The 17192-nt window shown below is 31.3% G+C and carries 19 protein-coding genes; 16 read left to right on the plus strand and 3 right to left on the minus strand.

Annotated features, from left to right (window positions below; genetic code table 11):
- The first annotated feature begins 124 nt into the window (after nt 1-124).
- From CN946_RS16170 to CN946_RS16215, 10 genes are all read left to right on the plus strand, one after another.
- Entirely contained in the window at nt 125-772 is a 648-nt protein-coding gene (locus CN946_RS16170) for an HD domain-containing protein (protein ID WP_098862092.1), read from the plus strand.
- Nucleotides 769-2658 (plus strand): ABC-F family ATP-binding cassette domain-containing protein, encoded by a 1890-nt coding sequence (locus tag CN946_RS16175; protein ID WP_098862093.1) that lies wholly within the window; start codon nt 769-771, stop codon nt 2656-2658. The genes CN946_RS16170 and CN946_RS16175 overlap by 4 nt, the downstream gene beginning before the upstream one ends.
- 164 nt (nt 2659-2822) lie before the next feature.
- Entirely contained in the window at nt 2823-3212 is a 390-nt protein-coding gene (locus tag CN946_RS16180; RefSeq protein ID WP_176547345.1) for a single-stranded DNA-binding protein, read from the plus strand.
- 55 nt (nt 3213-3267) lie between these two features.
- Complete coding sequence (locus CN946_RS16185) at nt 3268-4422, plus strand: conserved virulence factor C family protein (protein WP_098862095.1); 1155 nt, start codon at nt 3268-3270, stop codon at nt 4420-4422.
- The gene (locus CN946_RS16190; protein ID WP_098862096.1) at nt 4422-4850 is read left to right on the plus strand and encodes a BrxA/BrxB family bacilliredoxin; all 429 of its coding nucleotides are present in this window, start codon (nt 4422-4424) and stop codon (nt 4848-4850) included. Before CN946_RS16185 ends, CN946_RS16190 begins: the two co-directional genes overlap by 1 nt.
- A 223-nt stretch (nt 4851-5073) precedes the next feature.
- A complete protein-coding gene (locus CN946_RS16195; RefSeq protein WP_098862097.1) occupies nt 5074-5862 on the plus strand; it encodes a class I SAM-dependent methyltransferase in 789 nt (262 codons plus the stop codon).
- Between the two features lie 30 nt (nt 5863-5892).
- Complete coding sequence (locus CN946_RS16200) at nt 5893-6687, plus strand: thymidylate synthase (RefSeq protein ID WP_098862098.1); 795 nt, start codon at nt 5893-5895, stop codon at nt 6685-6687.
- A complete protein-coding gene (locus tag CN946_RS16205) occupies nt 6684-7166 on the plus strand; it encodes a dihydrofolate reductase (RefSeq protein ID WP_098862099.1) in 483 nt (160 codons plus the stop codon). Before CN946_RS16200 ends, CN946_RS16205 begins: the two co-directional genes overlap by 4 nt.
- A gap of 110 nt (nt 7167-7276) precedes the next feature.
- Nucleotides 7277-7933 carry an FMN-dependent NADH-azoreductase gene (locus CN946_RS16210; protein WP_098862100.1) on the plus strand — a complete coding sequence of 219 codons (657 nt, stop codon included), beginning with the start codon at nt 7277-7279 and terminating at the stop codon, nt 7931-7933.
- Nucleotides 7934-8076: 143 nt separating this feature from the next.
- Nucleotides 8077-8781 (plus strand): lysophospholipid acyltransferase family protein, encoded by a 705-nt coding sequence (locus tag CN946_RS16215; RefSeq protein WP_098862101.1) that lies wholly within the window; start codon nt 8077-8079, stop codon nt 8779-8781.
- Between the two features lie 37 nt (nt 8782-8818).
- Here the strand turns inward: CN946_RS16215 and trhA are convergent, their stop codons facing one another.
- On the minus strand, nt 8819-9445 hold the full coding sequence (trhA, locus tag CN946_RS16220; protein WP_098862102.1) for a PAQR family membrane homeostasis protein TrhA: 627 nt from the start codon (nt 9443-9445) through the stop codon (nt 8819-8821).
- 204 nt (nt 9446-9649) lie between these two features.
- Here trhA and iadA point away from each other — a divergent pair, with 204 nt between their 5' ends.
- The 4 genes from iadA (at nt 9650) to CN946_RS16240 (ending at nt 13938) form a co-directional block, all read left to right on the plus strand.
- The gene (gene iadA, locus CN946_RS16225; protein WP_098862103.1) at nt 9650-10816 is read left to right on the plus strand and encodes a beta-aspartyl-peptidase; all 1167 of its coding nucleotides are present in this window, start codon (nt 9650-9652) and stop codon (nt 10814-10816) included.
- A 624-nt stretch (nt 10817-11440) separates the two neighbouring features.
- Entirely contained in the window at nt 11441-12487 is a 1047-nt protein-coding gene (locus CN946_RS16230; protein ID WP_176547346.1) for a BMP family lipoprotein, read from the plus strand.
- Between the two features lie 176 nt (nt 12488-12663).
- Nucleotides 12664-12849, plus strand: coding sequence for a twin-arginine translocase TatA/TatE family subunit (locus CN946_RS16235; protein WP_025672166.1), 186 nt, complete (start codon nt 12664-12666; stop codon nt 12847-12849).
- Between the two features lie 246 nt (nt 12850-13095).
- A complete protein-coding gene (locus tag CN946_RS16240; protein WP_097979334.1) occupies nt 13096-13938 on the plus strand; it encodes a DegV family protein in 843 nt (280 codons plus the stop codon).
- Nucleotides 13939-13983: 45 nt separating this feature from the next.
- Here CN946_RS16240 and CN946_RS16245 read toward each other — a convergent pair whose 3' ends face one another.
- Nucleotides 13984-14937, minus strand: coding sequence for an MBL fold metallo-hydrolase (locus CN946_RS16245; RefSeq protein WP_098862105.1), 954 nt, complete (start codon nt 14935-14937; stop codon nt 13984-13986).
- A gap of 170 nt (nt 14938-15107) precedes the next feature.
- On the opposite strand from CN946_RS16245, the gene CN946_RS16250 reads away from it, so the two are divergent.
- A complete protein-coding gene (locus CN946_RS16250; protein WP_098428953.1) occupies nt 15108-15692 on the plus strand; it encodes an SCO family protein in 585 nt (194 codons plus the stop codon).
- A gap of 148 nt (nt 15693-15840) precedes the next feature.
- Here CN946_RS16250 and CN946_RS16255 read toward each other — a convergent pair whose 3' ends face one another.
- A complete protein-coding gene (locus CN946_RS16255) occupies nt 15841-16326 on the minus strand; it encodes an Hsp20/alpha crystallin family protein (protein ID WP_176547347.1) in 486 nt (161 codons plus the stop codon).
- Between the two features lie 156 nt (nt 16327-16482).
- Between CN946_RS16255 and CN946_RS16260 the strand changes: the two genes are divergently transcribed.
- A complete protein-coding gene (locus CN946_RS16260; RefSeq protein WP_098862107.1) occupies nt 16483-16968 on the plus strand; it encodes a GNAT family N-acetyltransferase in 486 nt (161 codons plus the stop codon).
- The last annotated feature ends 224 nt before the right edge of the window (nt 16969-17192 follow it).

Consider the following 17192-nt stretch of genomic DNA (forward strand, 5'->3'; position numbering starts at 1 on the left):
CACTCTGAAACCTTCACTTTAAGTGAAGGTTTTTTCGTAAATATAATACCCACTTAACCTATTAATGTTTTTCGGAGATAGAAAAATGATATAATATCACTAGTCGATTTATGGAGGTACGAGTATGAATCAGCAGGAAATCATATTACAATTAGAAAATTATGTTCGAAATCTTCATCAAGGTGATAGTTCTGGACATGACTGGCATCATATTGACCGTGTTAGAAACTTAGCTGTACATATTGCTAAAAAAGAAAATGCAGATCTATTCATCGTAGAATGTGCTGCATTAGTTCACGATGTAATTGATGATAAATTACACGATGATCTTGAAGCTCAAAAAATACAATTAGAATCAATTCTAAATGAATTATTAAATAGTAATGAAGACGTAAAAGCAATTATGTACATAATTGAAAATATCTCCTATAAAGGAGGGAATGGAGTTATTCCAACCTCTTTAGAAGGTAAAATTGTACAAGATGCTGATCGTTTGGATGCAATTGGGGCAATTGGTGTTGCTAGAACGTTTGCGTACGGAGGTAAAAAAGGTCGTAGTATGTTTAACCCGGAGTTTAAAATTAGAGAAAACATGACGATCGAAGAATATAGAAGTGACAAAAGTTCTTCGCTACATCACTTCTATGAAAAAATATTAAAGCTAAAAGACTTAATGAATACAAAATCAGCATTAGAAATGGCAGAAGAAAGACATTTATTTGTAGAAAAATTCATCGATGAATTTATGAAAGAGTGGAATTTTAAGATATGAAGATTTTAAGTGTAGAGAATTTAATTAAAACTTATGGGGAAAAAACTTTATTCGATAAAATTTCATTTACCGTAAGTGAAGGACAGAAAATTGGATTATTAGGTATAAATGGAACTGGTAAATCGAGTTTATTAAAAATAATTGCTGGTGTCGAGTCAGCTGATGATGGAAAAATTATGACTCCAAAGGATTATGTAATAAGTTATTTGCCTCAACATGAAGACTTTGATAAAAACCAAACGATTCTTGAAGCAGTATTTGAGAGTGATGATAAAGTAATGGTTTTAGTAAAATCATACGAAAAAACTTTACAAGCACTTGGAGAAGATCCATCCAATCAAGGATTACAAAATGAATTACTAAAATTACAAGCTGAAATGGATTCATTAAATGGTTGGGATTTAGAAGCAAATGCAAAGACAATTTTATCGAAATTAGGTTTATCAAATCTAAATTTAGATGTTTCATTACTTTCAGGTGGTCAGAAGAAAAGAGTAGCCTTAGCAAAAGCATTAATACATCCATGTGATTTATTAATTTTAGATGAGCCTACGAACCATTTGGACTATGAATGTATCGTTTTTTTACAAGAATACATAAAAAGACTACAAAACGCAGTATTATTTGTAACTCATGATCGTTATTTTCTAGATGAAGTTACTACAGCATTATTAGAACTATCAAACAGTAATATTTATCGTTATGAAGGAAATTATCAGTATTATATTGAACAAAGAGCTGCTCGAGAAGAGCAAGAGACAGCTACTAATGAAAAAAGAAACAATTTATTTAGAAGAGAATTAGCTTGGATGCGTAGAGGGGCAAAAGCTAGAACGACCAAGCAAAAAGCTCGTATTCAACGTTTTGATGACCTTTCGGGTAAACTCAATAATCAAGAAAAAGTGGAATTAGAGATGAACTTTCAACAAACTCGTTTAGGTAAAAAAGTTGTTGAGTTTTTAAATGTTAATAAGTCTTTTAACGAGAATACGATATTAGATAATTTCAACTTACTTTTACTTCAAACTGATCGTATTGGAATAATTGGTGAAAACGGTGCGGGTAAGACAACTTTATTGAAAATGCTTGTTGGTGAAGAACAAGTTGATTCTGGTGAAATTGAAATTGGGCAAACAGTAAAAGTAGCATACTATACTCAAATACAAGAAAATGTGAATCCAACTATGAGAATGATTGATTATATTAAGCAAGAAGCAGAAGTCATTCATACATCAGATGGAAAAACTATTTCAGCTTCACAAATGCTGGAAACATTCTTATTTCCTACGCAATCGCACGGAGTACAATTGGGAAAACTTTCAGGTGGCGAAAAAAGAAGACTATATTTATTAAGACTCTTAATGACTGCTCCAAATTTATTATTACTTGATGAGCCAACAAACGATTTAGATATTGATACTTTAACGGTTTTAGAGGACTATATTGAGAATTTTAGTGGAGTAGTAGTTACCGTATCACATGATCGTTATTTCTTAGATAAAGTTACAAATAAATTATTAATTTTCGAAGGTGAAGGAAAAATTTCATCTACATTAGAAAGCTATACAGATTATTTAGAACGACAATCGATCGAAAAACGTGAAGTTGAAGCTGTAAAAGAAACAATTGAAAAACCAGTTTATCAAAAAGAACAAAAGAAAAAGCGATTAACTTATCAAGAACAAAAAGAATGGGAAAGTATTGAATCTGATATCGAAAAACTGGAAAATGAGATAGAGAAACTAAATGAAAAATTACAAGGTGTAGGCTCTAATTTTGATGAAGCTTATAAACTTTCTAAAGATATTGAAGAGAAAGAAGCTCAATTAGAACAGAAAATGGAGCGTTGGTCAGTTTTAAGTGATTTAGTCGAAAGTTTAAAGTAGAGTATTAATTTTGAGTTTTGGAGTATGATGTCATATTACTACTCAAGTTTTTTTAGCTCATAATAAATTTTTATAAATAAAAGTTTATGTAAAATACTATTTTCCTTTTTTTACGAACTTACAATAATTTTGTATTGTAGAAAAAAATAAAGGAGATGGTAATAATGATAAACAAGGTTGTATTAGTAGGAAGATTAACGAAAGAGCCCATTTTACAAACTACACCGAATGGAAGGAAAACAACTTTTATTAATATTGCTACGAATGTTTATTCAGATTATCTGAAAAAAACGAGAACGAATTATGTATCAGTAAAATTATGGGGTCCCATTGCTGAATATGCTACTAAAAAAGCAAAAAAAGGGATGGAAGTTTCTATTGAAGGAGTTATAAAAACTTCAAGTTATGTAAAGGAATCTGAAAAACCTATTTATGTGACGGAAATAATAGTTGAGAAATTTCACCTTTTTACTCGTCGATCTGAAGAGTTAACTCACAACGCAGTCGAATCTAGTACGAATGACTTTGAAGAATTCGTTAAGGCGTTACAATAGTGAGTTTTTCCTCTTTTTGATAGAATGGACTAAATAACAAGAAGAGGAGATTAAGATGAAAATTAAGTCAATCGAACCAACACCGAGTCCTAATACAATGAAAGTGTTATTGGATGAGGAACTGCCATCAGGAAGTAGAAATCATTATTCTATTGATAATATTGATAAGGCACCATTAATAATTCAAGAAATATTAGGCATAGAAGGAATCAAAAGTGTCTATCACGTAGCTGATTTTATTGCCATTGATCGTAAGTCAAATGCAAGTTGGCAAACCATTTTGCTTCAAGTCAGAAATGTATTTGGTGAAGAAGTAAATGATGAAGCTACTAATGAAACGATAATTGATAATCATTTTGGAGAGGTACAAGTATTTGTTCAAATGTATCATAATATACCAATGCAATTGAAATTAATTGTAAATGGTGAAGAACAAAGAGCAGCTTTACCTCCATTCTATAAAGAAGCAATTATGAAACTAACAACATCTGCATCAAATGTTGTATTTGAAAGACAGTGGATTGATTATGGAATTCGTTATGGTGAATTAGCAACAATCGAGAAAGAAATTATTGATGAATTAACGGCTACTCACACTGAAAACGACATAAAGAATATCGTCAACGAAGTGATGACGAATGATGCATCCAATACTGAGAAAAAAGAAGTTCCTAAATTTGAACCATTTACTGCAGATATTTTTGAAGAAAAGGATTGGAAAAAAAGGTATGCGAGATTTGTAAAAATCGATCCTACACTTGAAGATTTACCTTTATTAGAAATCGCATTAAAAGATGAACATGTTTCAATAAGAAGATTAGCTACAGCATATTTAGGTATGTTAAAATCAGAATTAGTGTTACCTTATTTATATGAGGCTTTAAAGGATAAGGCAGTAGGTGTAAGACGAATTGCTGGAGATTGTTTATCAGACTTAGGATTTGAAGAAGCAATGCCAGCTATGATTGAAGCATTAAAAGATCCTAGTAAATTAGTTAGATGGCGTGCAGCAATGTTTCTTTTTGAACTAGGTGATGAAAGTGCAATTCCTGCATTAAAATCTGCTTTAGAAGACCCAGAATTCGAAGTGAAATTACAAGTACAGCTTGCTTTACATCGAATTGAGAATGGTGAGGAAGCACTAGGTTCAGTTTGGAAACAAATGACTGAACGTAATAAAATAGAAAATGACAAAGGAGAAACAAACTAATGAATGCATATGATGAGTACATGAAAGGGATTGTAAAACCAATGAGAGAGGAATTAACTTCAAATGGTTTTACAGAATTAACTACTGGGGAAGAAGTCGAGTCATTTATGACTGAATTAAATGATACTGCTTTTTTTGTAATCAATTCAGTTTGTGGTTGTGCTGCTGGACTTGCTAGACCTTCTGCAGTTCAGGCTGTTATTGAATCAGAAAAGAAACCTGCTAAAGTTATGACAGTGTTTGCTGGACAAGATAAGGAAGCTACTGCAACGTTAAGAGAATATTTAGCTGACTTCCCACCATCTTCACCATCTATGGCAGTATTTAAAGGTAAAGAGGTAGTTGGATTTATTCCTCGTGAACAAATCGAAGGCTCAACTCCTGAAGATATTAAAGCAAGAATTCAATCGATATTTGCACAAATGTAAAAAGAGGATTTTTCCTCTTTTCAGTGTATAGACAAAATCCAAAAATTTGACTTTCAGACTGATTGCTAGCGCTTGTCTTTCGAGGCGCTAAGCCTGGTGAGGAGCGGAGTTACCCTTACGCGGTAATGAGCACCACAGCCAGGTTAAGCAACGAAGAAAGCGAGCGGTTGTCAACAGTCTGAAAAGAGGATTTTTCCTCTTTTTTTCTTAATTAAGGAGACATATGATTATTACAACTTGCTTAAGACCAGATGTTTATTTAGAAAAGGAAGCAGAGATCATTGCTTCAGACTTAAATGGACAGCTAATTCTCCGGAAAGAATTTAGCATTGAAGAAATCTATGATAAATTTAAAAAACCTATACTTGTTTTAGGTAAAAATAGATTAGAATGGTATGAGGATGATCAAGCAATTCCATATTTTTTTCACCCGAACTCCTCAGTTTTTAGAATTAGACGATTGATGAAGGGTGAACATGATCCGTTTTGTGACGCTTGTTTATTAACAAAAGGTGATTCTCTACTAGACTGTACACTTGGAATGGCTTCAGATAGTATTGTTGCAAGTTACGTTGTAGGTGACCAAGGTAAAGTTTTAGGCTTAGAGAAAAACAAAATTATTGCGTACCTAACTAAGAAAGGTTTAAAAACAAATAAACAGAACATTATAGATTGGTCGAATATCATTAACAAAATTGAAGTAAAAAATATAGATTATAAAACTTATTTGAAGACACTTCCAGATCAATCTTTTGATATCGTTTATTTTGATCCAATGTTTGAAAAAAATATTGAAGCCTCTTCTGGTATTGCAACATTGAAAAATTTAGCATCATATGATGACCTAACATATGAAGTAGTTAATGAAGCTAAGCGCATAGCCAAAAAAAGAATAGTGATGAAAGATCATTTTAGAAGTGAAAGATTTAAAAAATATGGATTTAATCAATTAATTCGCAAATCATCAGAATTTCATTTTGGTTATATTGAAATTAAAGAAGAAGAACATTAAGAGTAAACAATACATAATTAGGAGGTCAATATGAAGCAATACTTAGATTTATGTAAACACGTATTAGACAATGGCATGACAAAGACAGACCGTACTGGAACAGGAACAATTAGTACATTCGGTTATCAATTGCGATTTAATCTTCAAGATGGCTTTCCTTTAGTAACAACAAAGAAAGTTCATTTAAAATCAATTATTCATGAATTATTATGGTTTTTAAAAGGCGACACAAATATTCAATACTTAAAAGAAAATGGTGTTCGTATTTGGAATGAGTGGGCAGATGGAAATGGTAATTTGGGCCCTGTATATGGTGAACAATGGAGATCATGGAAAGCTGCTGACGGCTCAACAATTGATCAAATTAGTGAAGTAATTAATCAAATAAAAACAAATCCAGATTCTCGAAGAATGATTGTTTCTGCGTGGAATGTTGGAGAACTTGATAAGATGGCATTAGCACCTTGTCATTGTTTTTTCCAGTTTTATGTGAATGATGGAAAACTTTCTTGTCAGCTTTATCAAAGAAGTGCGGACATTTTTTTAGGAGTGCCATTTAATATCGCATCTTATGCACTATTAACAATGATGATTGCTCAAGTATGTGATTTAGAATTAGGAGATTTTGTGCATACATTTGGTGATGCACATATATATACAAATCATCTTGAACAAATAAATTTACAACTAACTAGAGAGCCTCATAAATTACCAAAAATGAAATTAAATCCTGAAATTAAAAACATTTTTGAATTTAAATATGAGGATTTTACATTAGAAGATTATGAGAGCCATCCTGCAATCAAAGGGGTAGTAAGTGTATGATTGCTGCATTAGTTGCGATGTCAGAAAACAATGTAATCGGCTTAAATAATAAGATGCCTTGGCATCTTCCACAAGAGCTTGCTTATTTTAAGAAAGTAACTACTGGGTATACAATTATTATGGGAAGAAAAACCTTTGATTCGATTGGTAGACCACTCCCAAACCGAGAAAATATCATTGTGACAAGACAAAATGATTTTCAAGCAGAAGGTGTTACTGTCATTCATGACGTTATAAGTTATGTTGAAGAAAATAAAAATAAAGATTTATTTGTTATTGGTGGGGCTGAAATTTTTAATTTAACATTCCCATATTTAGATACACTTTATATTACTGAAATTGAACAGAACTTTGAAGGCGACACTTTTTTCCCGAATTTTTCTAAGGAAGAATGGAATGTTAAATCAGTTTCTGATGTACAAGTCGATGAAAAATCAAAAATTAAATTTAGATATTTTGTTTATGAAAAAAAGTGTTGACATCTTGAATTAAAGATATTATTATGAGGTTAAGGGATTTGATTATCCCTTGATTTTTAAAAATAAATCTCGAATTAAAGATAAACGAAACTGAGAGGAAGATGTTTAAGATGAAAAAATTACTTTATATTACTGCAAATCCAAATGCAATTGAAAATTCATTTGGTCTATCTGTTGGGGAAGCATTTATTAATGAATACAAAAAATCAAATCCTGAAAATGAAGTTGTTCATTTTGATTTATTTAAAGAAAATGTTCCTATGTTAGATGGAAATGTATTTGATGCATGGGGCAAATTAGGAAACGGTACTGCTTTTGAAGAATTAAGTGCTGATCAACAAGCTACTTTAGCTGCTATGAATCGTAACTTAGAAATTTTCACTCAAGCTGATGAGTATGTATTTGTTACTCCATTCTGGAACTTTAGCTTCCCGTCAGTTGTAAAAAACTTTATTGATAATATCTCAATTGCTGGCAAAACATTTAAATATACTGAAAATGGTCCAGTTGGTTTACTTGAGAATAAAAAAGCATTACACATCCAAGCAAGCGGTGGCGTATATTCAGAAGGTCCTGCAACTGGAATTAACTTCTCTAGCCCATACTTAACAAGTATCTTAAACTTTGTAGGTGTTACTGATGTAACTACATTATTCGTAGAAGGTATGGCTGCAATGCCAGATAAAGCACAAGAAATTAAAGCGAATGCAATTGAAAAAGCTAAAGTTCTTGCTGCAGAATTCAGTGGAGAAAAAGTTTCGAACTAAAGATTCACTATATTAAGGAATCGGCAAAAGCCGATTCTTTTTTTGTGATTCTCGTTTTATTAAATATTCAGGATGGATAATACTTTTCAAGTGGTTGGGCATTTTGTATAATAATTAACATACTCAATTATCGGAGGATTAATATGTTTCGCACAATATTTGCTGCAACACGCATTGTAGTTGGTGTAATTGAAGCAAAGCTAAAATTATCATCAGTAAAAAAAATACCAAAAGAATTACCTGTACATGAGCAAGACCGTATAATGCACCAATTTCCTGATTATTTCGGGAAGATGATGATTGGCTGTACTGGTAGTAAAGTAAAGGTTGAAGGGATCGAAAATATTCCTAGAGACGAAGGAGTCCTTTTTGTAAGTAATCATCAAAGTAATTTTGATATTCCACTATTATTAGGATATTTAAATAAGCCTATTGGATTCATTGCAAAAGTCGAATTAAAAAAACTGCCGATTGTACCAGACTGGATGGAACAAATGCATAGTGTATTTATGGACAGAAAAGATCGTAGACAATCACTTAAAGCTATAAAAGAAGGCGTTGATAAGCTTAAAAACGGCCATTCATTAGTTATTTTTCCAGAAGGTACTAGAAGTAAGGGTAGTCAAATGGGTGAATTTAAATCAGGGAGCCTACATTTAGCGACGAAATCAGGGGTTCCAGTTATTCCTGTAAGAATTGAAGGGACTTATAATATTTTAGAAGCTAATGGTAATCGAATTAAACCAGCAAATGTTACACTTAAAGTATTTCCACCAGTTTATCCTGAACAAATTGGAATGACAGATGCCAAAGAATTAACTAACTATATTAAAGAGATTATTGAATAATAAACTAAAAGCGCTCATTTAAAATGAGGCGCTTTTTTTAAACAACGAATTTAAATATACAAAAAAACATAGATGCACTACCTAATAATACAAATAAATGCCAAATTGCATGACTATATGGCCAGCGTTTGACTAGAAAAAAAATTGTTCCAATCGAGTAAAATAGCCCTCCTAATAATAAGTAGAAAAATCCTATTCCAGATAGTCCTACATAAATAGGCTTAATTGCAAACATCATTAACCAACCCATAATTAAATAAACAATGGTTGAAAATAATTCAAACCTATTAACATATATAAATTTAAAGATTACACCTGAAACTGCCAAGCCCCAAATAATTGTAAATAAGTACCAGCCAATCCTACCCCTTAAAGTTACGAGTAAAAATGGAGTATAAGTACCAGCGATTAATAAATAAATTGCCGAGTGATCTAAAATAGTAAATAGCCTAATTAGCTTTGGGTCTCTAACGCTATGAAGTAATGTTGAGCAAATATAAAGTAGCAACATAGACAAACCAAAGACTGTAAAAGAAATTAAATGCCAAGGTGTCCCTTTATTCATAGCTTTACTAATTAAACAATATAGTGCTGGGATGCTAAGTATTGCACCAATCCCATGAGTAATAGCATTTGCTAATTCTTCTTTCATTGCTCTACTCATAAAAATGCCTCCTATTTTAATTGAATCATTTTCATCCATGAGAGTATTATGAACAATTCTAGAGATTTAATGTTTTCAATATTTAATAGCTGTATGTATGTTTTGATAGAACATTTTAAACAGTTACAAAAAGCAAGAATGATTCATAAAACAGATAGATATGGTAATCTGAATTTATACAAAATTATCTAATTGGAGGTATATATGTTACTCATAAAAAACGGTGAAATCTTTACCCCAAAGTCAATAGGTAAAAATGATATTTTAATTTCGAATGAAAAAATTGAGTATGTCCATGAAGAAATTGAGATTAACTTATCTTCGGTACCTATACAAATATTGGATGCATCTGCCTACTATATTGTGCCTGGCTTCATTGATGCTCATGTGCATCTTATTGGTGGCGGAGGTGAAGGTGGCTTTAAAACAAGAACACCAGAATTATTGTTGTCTGATTGTATTAAAGGAGGAATCACCACAGTAGTAGGAGTAATTGGTACAGATGGAACAACAAGAACAATGACTAGCCTACTAGCAAAATGTAGAGCATTGGAAGAAGAGGGAATAACTTCATTTGTCTATACGGGCTCGTACCAAACACCTGTCAAAACGTTATTTTCTAAAATTGAGGAAGACATCATCCTAATTGATAAGATTATCGGTGTAGGAGAAATAGCAATTTCGGATCATCGATCATCTCAACCGACAAAGGAAGAATTTGCAAGAATAGCTGCACAAGCTCGAAATGGGGGCTTGCTTTCAGGAAAGTCCGGCGTTGTAAATGTACATATTGGAGATAGTAAAAAAATGTTATCAATGATCGAGGAGATTGTTGAAGAAACCGAATTGCCAATTACTCAATTTTACCCAACACATATTAACCGCAATAGCTATTTATTTGAAGCAGGAATTAACTTTGCTAAAAAAGGAGGGTTTGTTGACTTTACAACTAGCTCAATCCCACACTTTTTGAATAATGGTGAAGTGAAATGTAGCGTAGGTTTGAAAAGAATGCTCAATTCAGGTGTTAGCATTGAACAAATCACGTTTACATCTGATGGACAAGGTAGTCTACCCGATTTTGATGAAAACGGAATACTCCGAGGCATGAAGGTTGGAATAGTATGCAGCTTATATAACGAAGTAAAAGACGCAATTTTAATTGAAGGCATCAAGATTGAAGACGCAATTAGCGTAATCACTAAAAACCCAGCCAATATTTTAAAATTACAAAAAGGACAAATCAAAAATGGATACGATGCAGATTTAGTCTTCCTAAATAAAGCCACGCTAGAAATTGAAGCAGTTATTTCAAAAGGAAAAATAATGATGCAAGATAAAGAAGTATTAGTAAAAGGTACATTTGAATGAATAAAGTTTAAATAGTAGAAATATTAAACGGTCAATAGGAAAATGTATATTATGTGAACATTATTGAAATAAACACATTTTTTGATGAATAATTTATGATTTTAAATGTAAATAAGTTTGAGTAATTTTTTATTCGAACAACACTAGAAATGTTTTTTTAGAAGCTAAAATATTATGAGCTAATTTATAGAAAATCAATTGATTAGTTTATAAATTAAGGTTCGATATTAATAGACCAACAAACAGAATAATAAACAACTTTTATTTTACTCTAAGAAAAGGCTATTTGATTATGTTCTCATTGCATTATTTTTTTGTTGAATAAGTTGATTGGAACGGAGGGATGCTCGACTCCTATGGGATAAGCGGGAAGGCTGAGACCCCGCAGGNNGAAAGCGAGCATCCTGTAGTGGATATCAACAACACTTACCTCCTTTTACGATAATTTGATAATTAATAATAAGAATGTTTTCAGCAACATGAAAGCAGGAAGTTTATACTTCCAGCTTTAAAAATTTCAGATCCAAATACCCTCATTTTCCTAATACCTCTTCTTTTCAACGAATAAAACAATAATCGAAAATTCATACTAGAAATAATTGTATTCGAATGAGGTGAATGATTTTGTATATAAAAAAGACTGCATTAATCATAATTTCGATAATTGCAGTCGTCATTTCGGCTTGCAGTAATAATAAAGAGTCTAGTAATACTTTCAAAATAGGGATTGTCTCAAATTCAAATGGTAAAAATAATAGTTATTTAAACTCAATTGCTATGAAAGGTATTTCTAAATTTGCAAAAGAGGAAAATTTAAAAAAAGATAAGAATTATAAATACAGTACAACAAGTAGTACTAAAGGTTTTGAAAAGAAAATTACTAAAATGGCTGATGCAAATTATGATTTGATTATTGGAATAGGTAATAATTTATCTTCTGTATTGAACAAAGTTGCAGAAAACAATAAAAGTACTAAATTTGGTGTGATTGATTCAAGAGTTGACCAACCAAATGTAATTAGTATTAATTTTACTGAACAAGACGGAAGTTTTTTAGCAGGTGTAATAGCAGCAATGAAAACAAAAACAAAAAAAATTGGATTTATCGGTGGAGACGACAATGAAATTATTAACAGATATAAGTATGGTTTTATTTCTGGAGTAAAATCAGTAAATAAAGAAATTGAAGTTCTAACAGCGTACTCAAATACCTTTAATGACGCTAAAATAGGTTCAAGAATAGCAAATGACTTTTTTATGAAAGACGTTGATATAATTTTTCCTGTAGCGGGTTTAACAAGTAAAGGCGTATTTACTACTGCAAAAAAGATTAGGAGATCAAATCAAAAGGAAGTATGGGTAATAGGAGCTGACCGTGATGAGTATAAACACGGCTTACCTGAAAACGTAACTCTTATCTCACTTGTGAAAAAAATCGATCAGGCAGTATATGATTTAGCTAAACAAACAAAATCGAATGAATTTCATGGTGGTAAAACGTTAATTTATGGTTTAAATGAAGATGGTATAAAATTAATACTGGCGGATAATAATGTTGAGGACCCAATTTTAGTAAAGGTTAATGAATATAAGGATAAAATTCAAAGTGGTGCTTTAGTAGTACCTAGTAATAAAGAAGAGTATTTACAGTTTAAAGAAAAATTAATTTAATTTAATAATAATAAATTGAACCGATAACATAATTATGTAAACTAAAACTAAATAAGTTATTAAAATTTATTAAAATTCCTTGAAATTATTTGACGAATGAACAAATTTTTGACAATATTACTATATAAGGAAAGTTTGGTACTTACTTATTAATAGTGGATGGAAGTTGGGGGAAAATAATGGCTAACATAGGCTTTCCAGGTTTAATTTTAATTTTAATTTTAGCATTAATTATATTTGGACCAAAAAAATTACCTGAAATCGGAAGAGCATTTGGTGATACACTTAGAGAATTTAAGCGTTCTACACAAGGGTTAACAAATGATCTTTTAGAAGACAAAGACGAAAAGAACGGCAAATAAATCAGTAAAAGACTCGGTAAAGGTACCGAGTTTTTTTTTTGAAAATTCTCCATCTATCCGTTTTATTCAAAAGCCTTATCTTGTCCATCGCTAATTTAAAACTCTCCCTCATGTCAATAGGATTTTCAATCAAATATTGAAATTTTAATGGAACTTTAATATTTACTGTTAACTTTTAGTAAAAATGATATAATGAATTTGCTTTGCAAATTTTGTAGAATTTTAGAGAAGAAAGATGTGAATTGATTGGCAAACATTAAGATTGTAACTGACTCAACGGCCGACTTATTAAAAGAAGAAATTGAAAATTTAAATATAACAGTCATTCCTTTAACAATTCAAATAAATGGTGGAACATATTTAGATGGGGTTAATATATCTCCAAAGCAATTTATTGATGAAATGCAACAATCAGTTGAATTGCCTAAGACATCTCAACCAGCTGTAGGAACATTTGTAGAAACATTTGAAAAATTAACAGCCGATGGAAGTAAAGTCATTTCAATTCACTTATCTAGCGGTTTAAGTGGTACTTATTCAACCGCATGTGCAGCTGCAGGGATGGTTGAAGGTGATGTAACAGTAATCGATTCAGCTTTTATAACAAGAGCAATGGCTTTTCAAGTCATCGAAGCAGCACAAATGGCTGAAGAGGGATCCACAGTTGAAGACATAGTTAACCGACTTACAGAAATTAAAAATAGTACGTATTTATATATCATGGTAGATACTCTTGAAAACTTAGTTAAAGGTGGGAGAATTGGAAAGGGTAAAGCCTTCATTGGGTCATTACTAAATATTAAACCTATTGCATCACTTGAAGGTGGAGTTTATTCTCCAGTTGGTAAAGTGCGTAGCCATCAGCAAGTAGTAAAAACTTTAACTAAATATTTTGAACAAGACACACTTGGAAAAACGATAAAAGGTGTAGGAATTGCACATGCAGATGCTACTGAGCTTGCAGAGAATCTTAGAAAATCAATACAACAGTTAACAAACCTTGAATTAGATGAAACTGATTATACAACTCCAGTAATTAGTACACATACAGGAAAAGGTGCTATAGGGTTCGTTTTTTATGCTGAATAGATTTTATATTCAACATTTCATTTTTTAATATAAGAAAGAAGAAGCTTAATAAAGAATGGCTTCTTCTTTTTTATTGCCAACCATTGAGGGATGAATTGTTTCACCAAGTAAAGAAATTTTAAGCTTTTCGGGTTTTATTTTTTTCCTTTTCCATTCAGAACATAATCGCTCTAGAGCCTCTAATGGAGTATCATCTGCAAGTTTAAATGTTCCATAATGCATTGGGATAAATAACTTTGCGTTTATATCTAAAAACGCTTGAACAGCTTCTTCAGGTGACATATGGTTGTGTTTCATAAACCACTCAGGTTCATATGCTCCAATTGGAATTATTGCTGTATCAATTTGAAATCTTTTACCGATTTCTTTGAATCCTGAAAAATAAGCACTGTCACCAACGTGATATATACAGTCATTGGACGTTTTGAATACAAATCCACCCCAATGTGATTTATTCCTGTCAAATAAAGTTCTCTTCGTCCAGTGTTGAGAAGGTACAAATGAAATATTGATCCCTAAAAAGTCTTTTGACTCCCACCATTTCATTTCATGGACATTGTTAAAGCCTTTACTAACAAATTTTTGTTTCAAGCCGATCGGTAAAATAAATCGTGTTTTTTTAGGGAAATGTCGCAATGTATTAAAATCTAGATGATCATAGTGACCATGAGAAATACAAATTATGTCAATTGGGGGTAATTCTGATATAAGTATTCCTGGTTTTGACAATCGTTTTTTTAGAGCCATTTGATTAGCATAAACAGGATCAGTTAATATATTGACTCCTTTTATTTGAATTAAAAAAGTAGAGTGTCCAATCCAAGTAATTGTTGTTTTATCACGATTTTCCTTTAAATAGGAGATTTTTTTATAACTACATTGTTGAATTACACTACTATAATCCTTTTTTGCCTTACTTCTTTCGATTCCACATTTGATCAAATCTTTAAAAGTTTTACGATAACTCGTGTCTAAATTTTCATATTTTTTATTTGCCATTATCAGTCATCCTTTCAAGATTCTTTATCAATAAGTTTAGTTTAACTTTACTTTGTAAAAATATCATTTGAAAAATTTTAAATATATATGTTAATTAGTTTAAATTATTAGAAAGAAACGATCTGTTTTTGATACAATGGACAAGTACAATGCAACATAGGGGGATAAGTATGAAGAGAAATACGGTATTTGTGACATTAATAATGATTTTATGTCTGGCATTATTAAGTGGCTGTGGAAATAAAATTGAAAATCCTTTAAATTGGGATTTAGAAAAATTTACATACACTAACCAGGACGGTAAAACTTTTGGAACAAAAGATTTAAAAGGAAAAGTCTGGCTAACAGATTTTATATTTACAAGTTGTGAAACAGTTTGTCCGCCAATGACAGCAAATATGGCAAAACTTCAACAAAAGGCTGCAGAGAAGAAGTTAAATGTAGACTTCATCTCATTTAGTATTGATCCTGAAGTTGATACGCCACAATTATTAACTACATTCGCAAATAAATTTAATGCTGATTTTAGTAATTGGAATTTCTTAACGGGATATTCTCAAAAACACATTGAAAAATTTGCATCTGAAAATTTTAAAACGATTGTTAAAAAACCTGAAAACAATTCACAAGTTATCCATGGTACTAAATTTTATTTAATTGATCAAAACGGAAAAATCGTTAAAGATTATAGTGGTGTAAGTAATGTACCATTTGATGAGATTTTATCTGATATTGAAACTTTGACAGGGAAATAAGCTTACCTAAGTAAGTAGATTTTCTATTTATTTTATTTAATAAAAAACTGAGTTTCTAAAAGATACTCAGTTTTTTGTTTGAATTTAGTTAATTGTTTTGACTGTTAAAACACCGACCTTCATCGGATTTACTTTTAGTTGTCGGTATTTAGTCTAAAAAGATTTGTTTTTGGTATTCAGGTAATTTTGTACCTTTTATGACAAGAATACCGTTTTCGTATTTTGCAGTTGCTGTTGTTGCATTAATTGGGAAAGGTAATTTTACAACTCTTTGGGATTGGCTATAAGAATATTTTTTATAGGAGTAATTTGATTGATCGTTTTGTACTTCAGTAGTCGTATCAGTTTTTAAGCCAATTGTTAGGATTGTTCCTTCAATGTCCATATAAATTTGTTCTTTACTTACACCTGGCATACTTGCCTGAATGATTAATTCCTCACCGTTTTCAATTATCTCTACACCGATTGAAGAAAAAACTCCATGTTTATGAAAGAATTTATCAATCTCATCAAAAAGACCTCTAATAGGCGACTGATCTATTAGATCATCCACCTTTTTTAAATAATGTTGAAGATCAATTGATGAATGACTTTGTTTTTCATCTTGAGCGTTGTTTTTTTCTTTTTCACTCATATTCATACCTCCTATCATTCTGACTAACGCAGTATATGTAAGGAGCCTAAACACTGTGCATGTTTAGATGTAAGGATTTTTTTTATACGAATGTTGAAAATCAATTTTTGTCATGTACAATGGATGGAAAGATAAAACGTGAGAAGAGGAAGAAGAATGGAAATTCTGTTTGCAACAAAAGAAGATGTACTAGAAATTGTAACAATTTATAATGATGCAATTCTAAACACTACAGCAACATTTGATATGAAAATAAAAACAGAAGAAGAAATGCAAAAATGGTTTGACAACCATAATGAGCTTTACCCAGTCATAGTTTCTAAAGAAAATGGTCAAGTAACTGGGTATTGTTCACTTACACAGTTTAAGGAAAAAGATGCATATAAACATACGGTTGAACTATCTGTATATATTCATCCTGATCATCGTCGAAAAGGACTAGCTAAGGCATTAATGACTGAGATGATTGAAACTGCCAAAAAATTAGGTCACTTTACAATTATTTCTTGTATTACTAGCGGAAACGAAGTGAGCGAAAGATTACATGAGAAATTAGGATATAAAAAGGTAGGTCATTTTTATAAAGTTGGTCAGAAATTTAATCAATGGCTGGATATTGTCTATTATCAATTAATGCTATAACCGAAATACAAAACTTTAAAGGACTATAGGCATTAAGAAACACTTAATTTTACCTGGGAGATAGCTTGTAGATAAAGTACTAAATGCTTGAATTTCAAACTTTTTGCAAGCGCTTGTTTGTCACAGTGCGAAGCCTGGAGAGGAGCGGAGTTACTTTAGACGGTAAGGCACTCAGATAGGCGAAGTAACGAAGAAAACGAGCGTCTGGAGGGTAGTTTAACACT

The sequence above is a fragment of the Bacillus sp. AFS053548 genome, from assembly GCF_002575105.1.
Lineage (GTDB): Bacteria > Bacillota > Bacilli > Bacillales > Bacillaceae_G > Gottfriedia.

What these genes read in the sequence shown, in the direction of transcription:
- CN946_RS16170 (WP_098862092.1), top strand. Translation starts at nt 125, where the DNA reads ATGAATCAGCAGGAAATCATATTACAATTAGAAAATTATGTTCGAAAT.
- CN946_RS16175 (WP_098862093.1), top strand. Translation starts at nt 769, where the DNA reads ATGAAGATTTTAAGTGTAGAGAATTTAATTAAAACTTATGGGGAAAAA.
- CN946_RS16180 (WP_176547345.1), top strand. Translation starts at nt 2,823, where the DNA reads ATGATAAACAAGGTTGTATTAGTAGGAAGATTAACGAAAGAGCCCATT.
- CN946_RS16185 (WP_098862095.1), top strand. Translation starts at nt 3,268, where the DNA reads ATGAAAATTAAGTCAATCGAACCAACACCGAGTCCTAATACAATGAAA.
- CN946_RS16190 (WP_098862096.1), top strand. Translation starts at nt 4,422, where the DNA reads ATGAATGCATATGATGAGTACATGAAAGGGATTGTAAAACCAATGAGA.
- CN946_RS16195 (WP_098862097.1), top strand. Translation starts at nt 5,074, where the DNA reads ATGATTATTACAACTTGCTTAAGACCAGATGTTTATTTAGAAAAGGAA.
- CN946_RS16200 (WP_098862098.1), top strand. Translation starts at nt 5,893, where the DNA reads ATGAAGCAATACTTAGATTTATGTAAACACGTATTAGACAATGGCATG.
- CN946_RS16205 (WP_098862099.1), top strand. Translation starts at nt 6,684, where the DNA reads ATGATTGCTGCATTAGTTGCGATGTCAGAAAACAATGTAATCGGCTTA.
- CN946_RS16210 (WP_098862100.1), top strand. Translation starts at nt 7,277, where the DNA reads ATGAAAAAATTACTTTATATTACTGCAAATCCAAATGCAATTGAAAAT.
- CN946_RS16215 (WP_098862101.1), top strand. Translation starts at nt 8,077, where the DNA reads ATGTTTCGCACAATATTTGCTGCAACACGCATTGTAGTTGGTGTAATT.
- trhA (WP_098862102.1), bottom strand. Translation starts at nt 9,445, where the DNA reads ATGAGTAGAGCAATGAAAGAAGAATTAGCAAATGCTATTACTCATGGG.
- iadA (WP_098862103.1), top strand. Translation starts at nt 9,650, where the DNA reads ATGTTACTCATAAAAAACGGTGAAATCTTTACCCCAAAGTCAATAGGT.
- CN946_RS16245 (WP_098862105.1), bottom strand. Translation starts at nt 14,937, where the DNA reads ATGGCAAATAAAAAATATGAAAATTTAGACACGAGTTATCGTAAAACT.
- CN946_RS16250 (WP_098428953.1), top strand. Translation starts at nt 15,108, where the DNA reads ATGAAGAGAAATACGGTATTTGTGACATTAATAATGATTTTATGTCTG.
- CN946_RS16255 (WP_176547347.1), bottom strand. Translation starts at nt 16,326, where the DNA reads ATGAGTGAAAAAGAAAAAAACAACGCTCAAGATGAAAAACAAAGTCAT.
- CN946_RS16260 (WP_098862107.1), top strand. Translation starts at nt 16,483, where the DNA reads ATGGAAATTCTGTTTGCAACAAAAGAAGATGTACTAGAAATTGTAACA.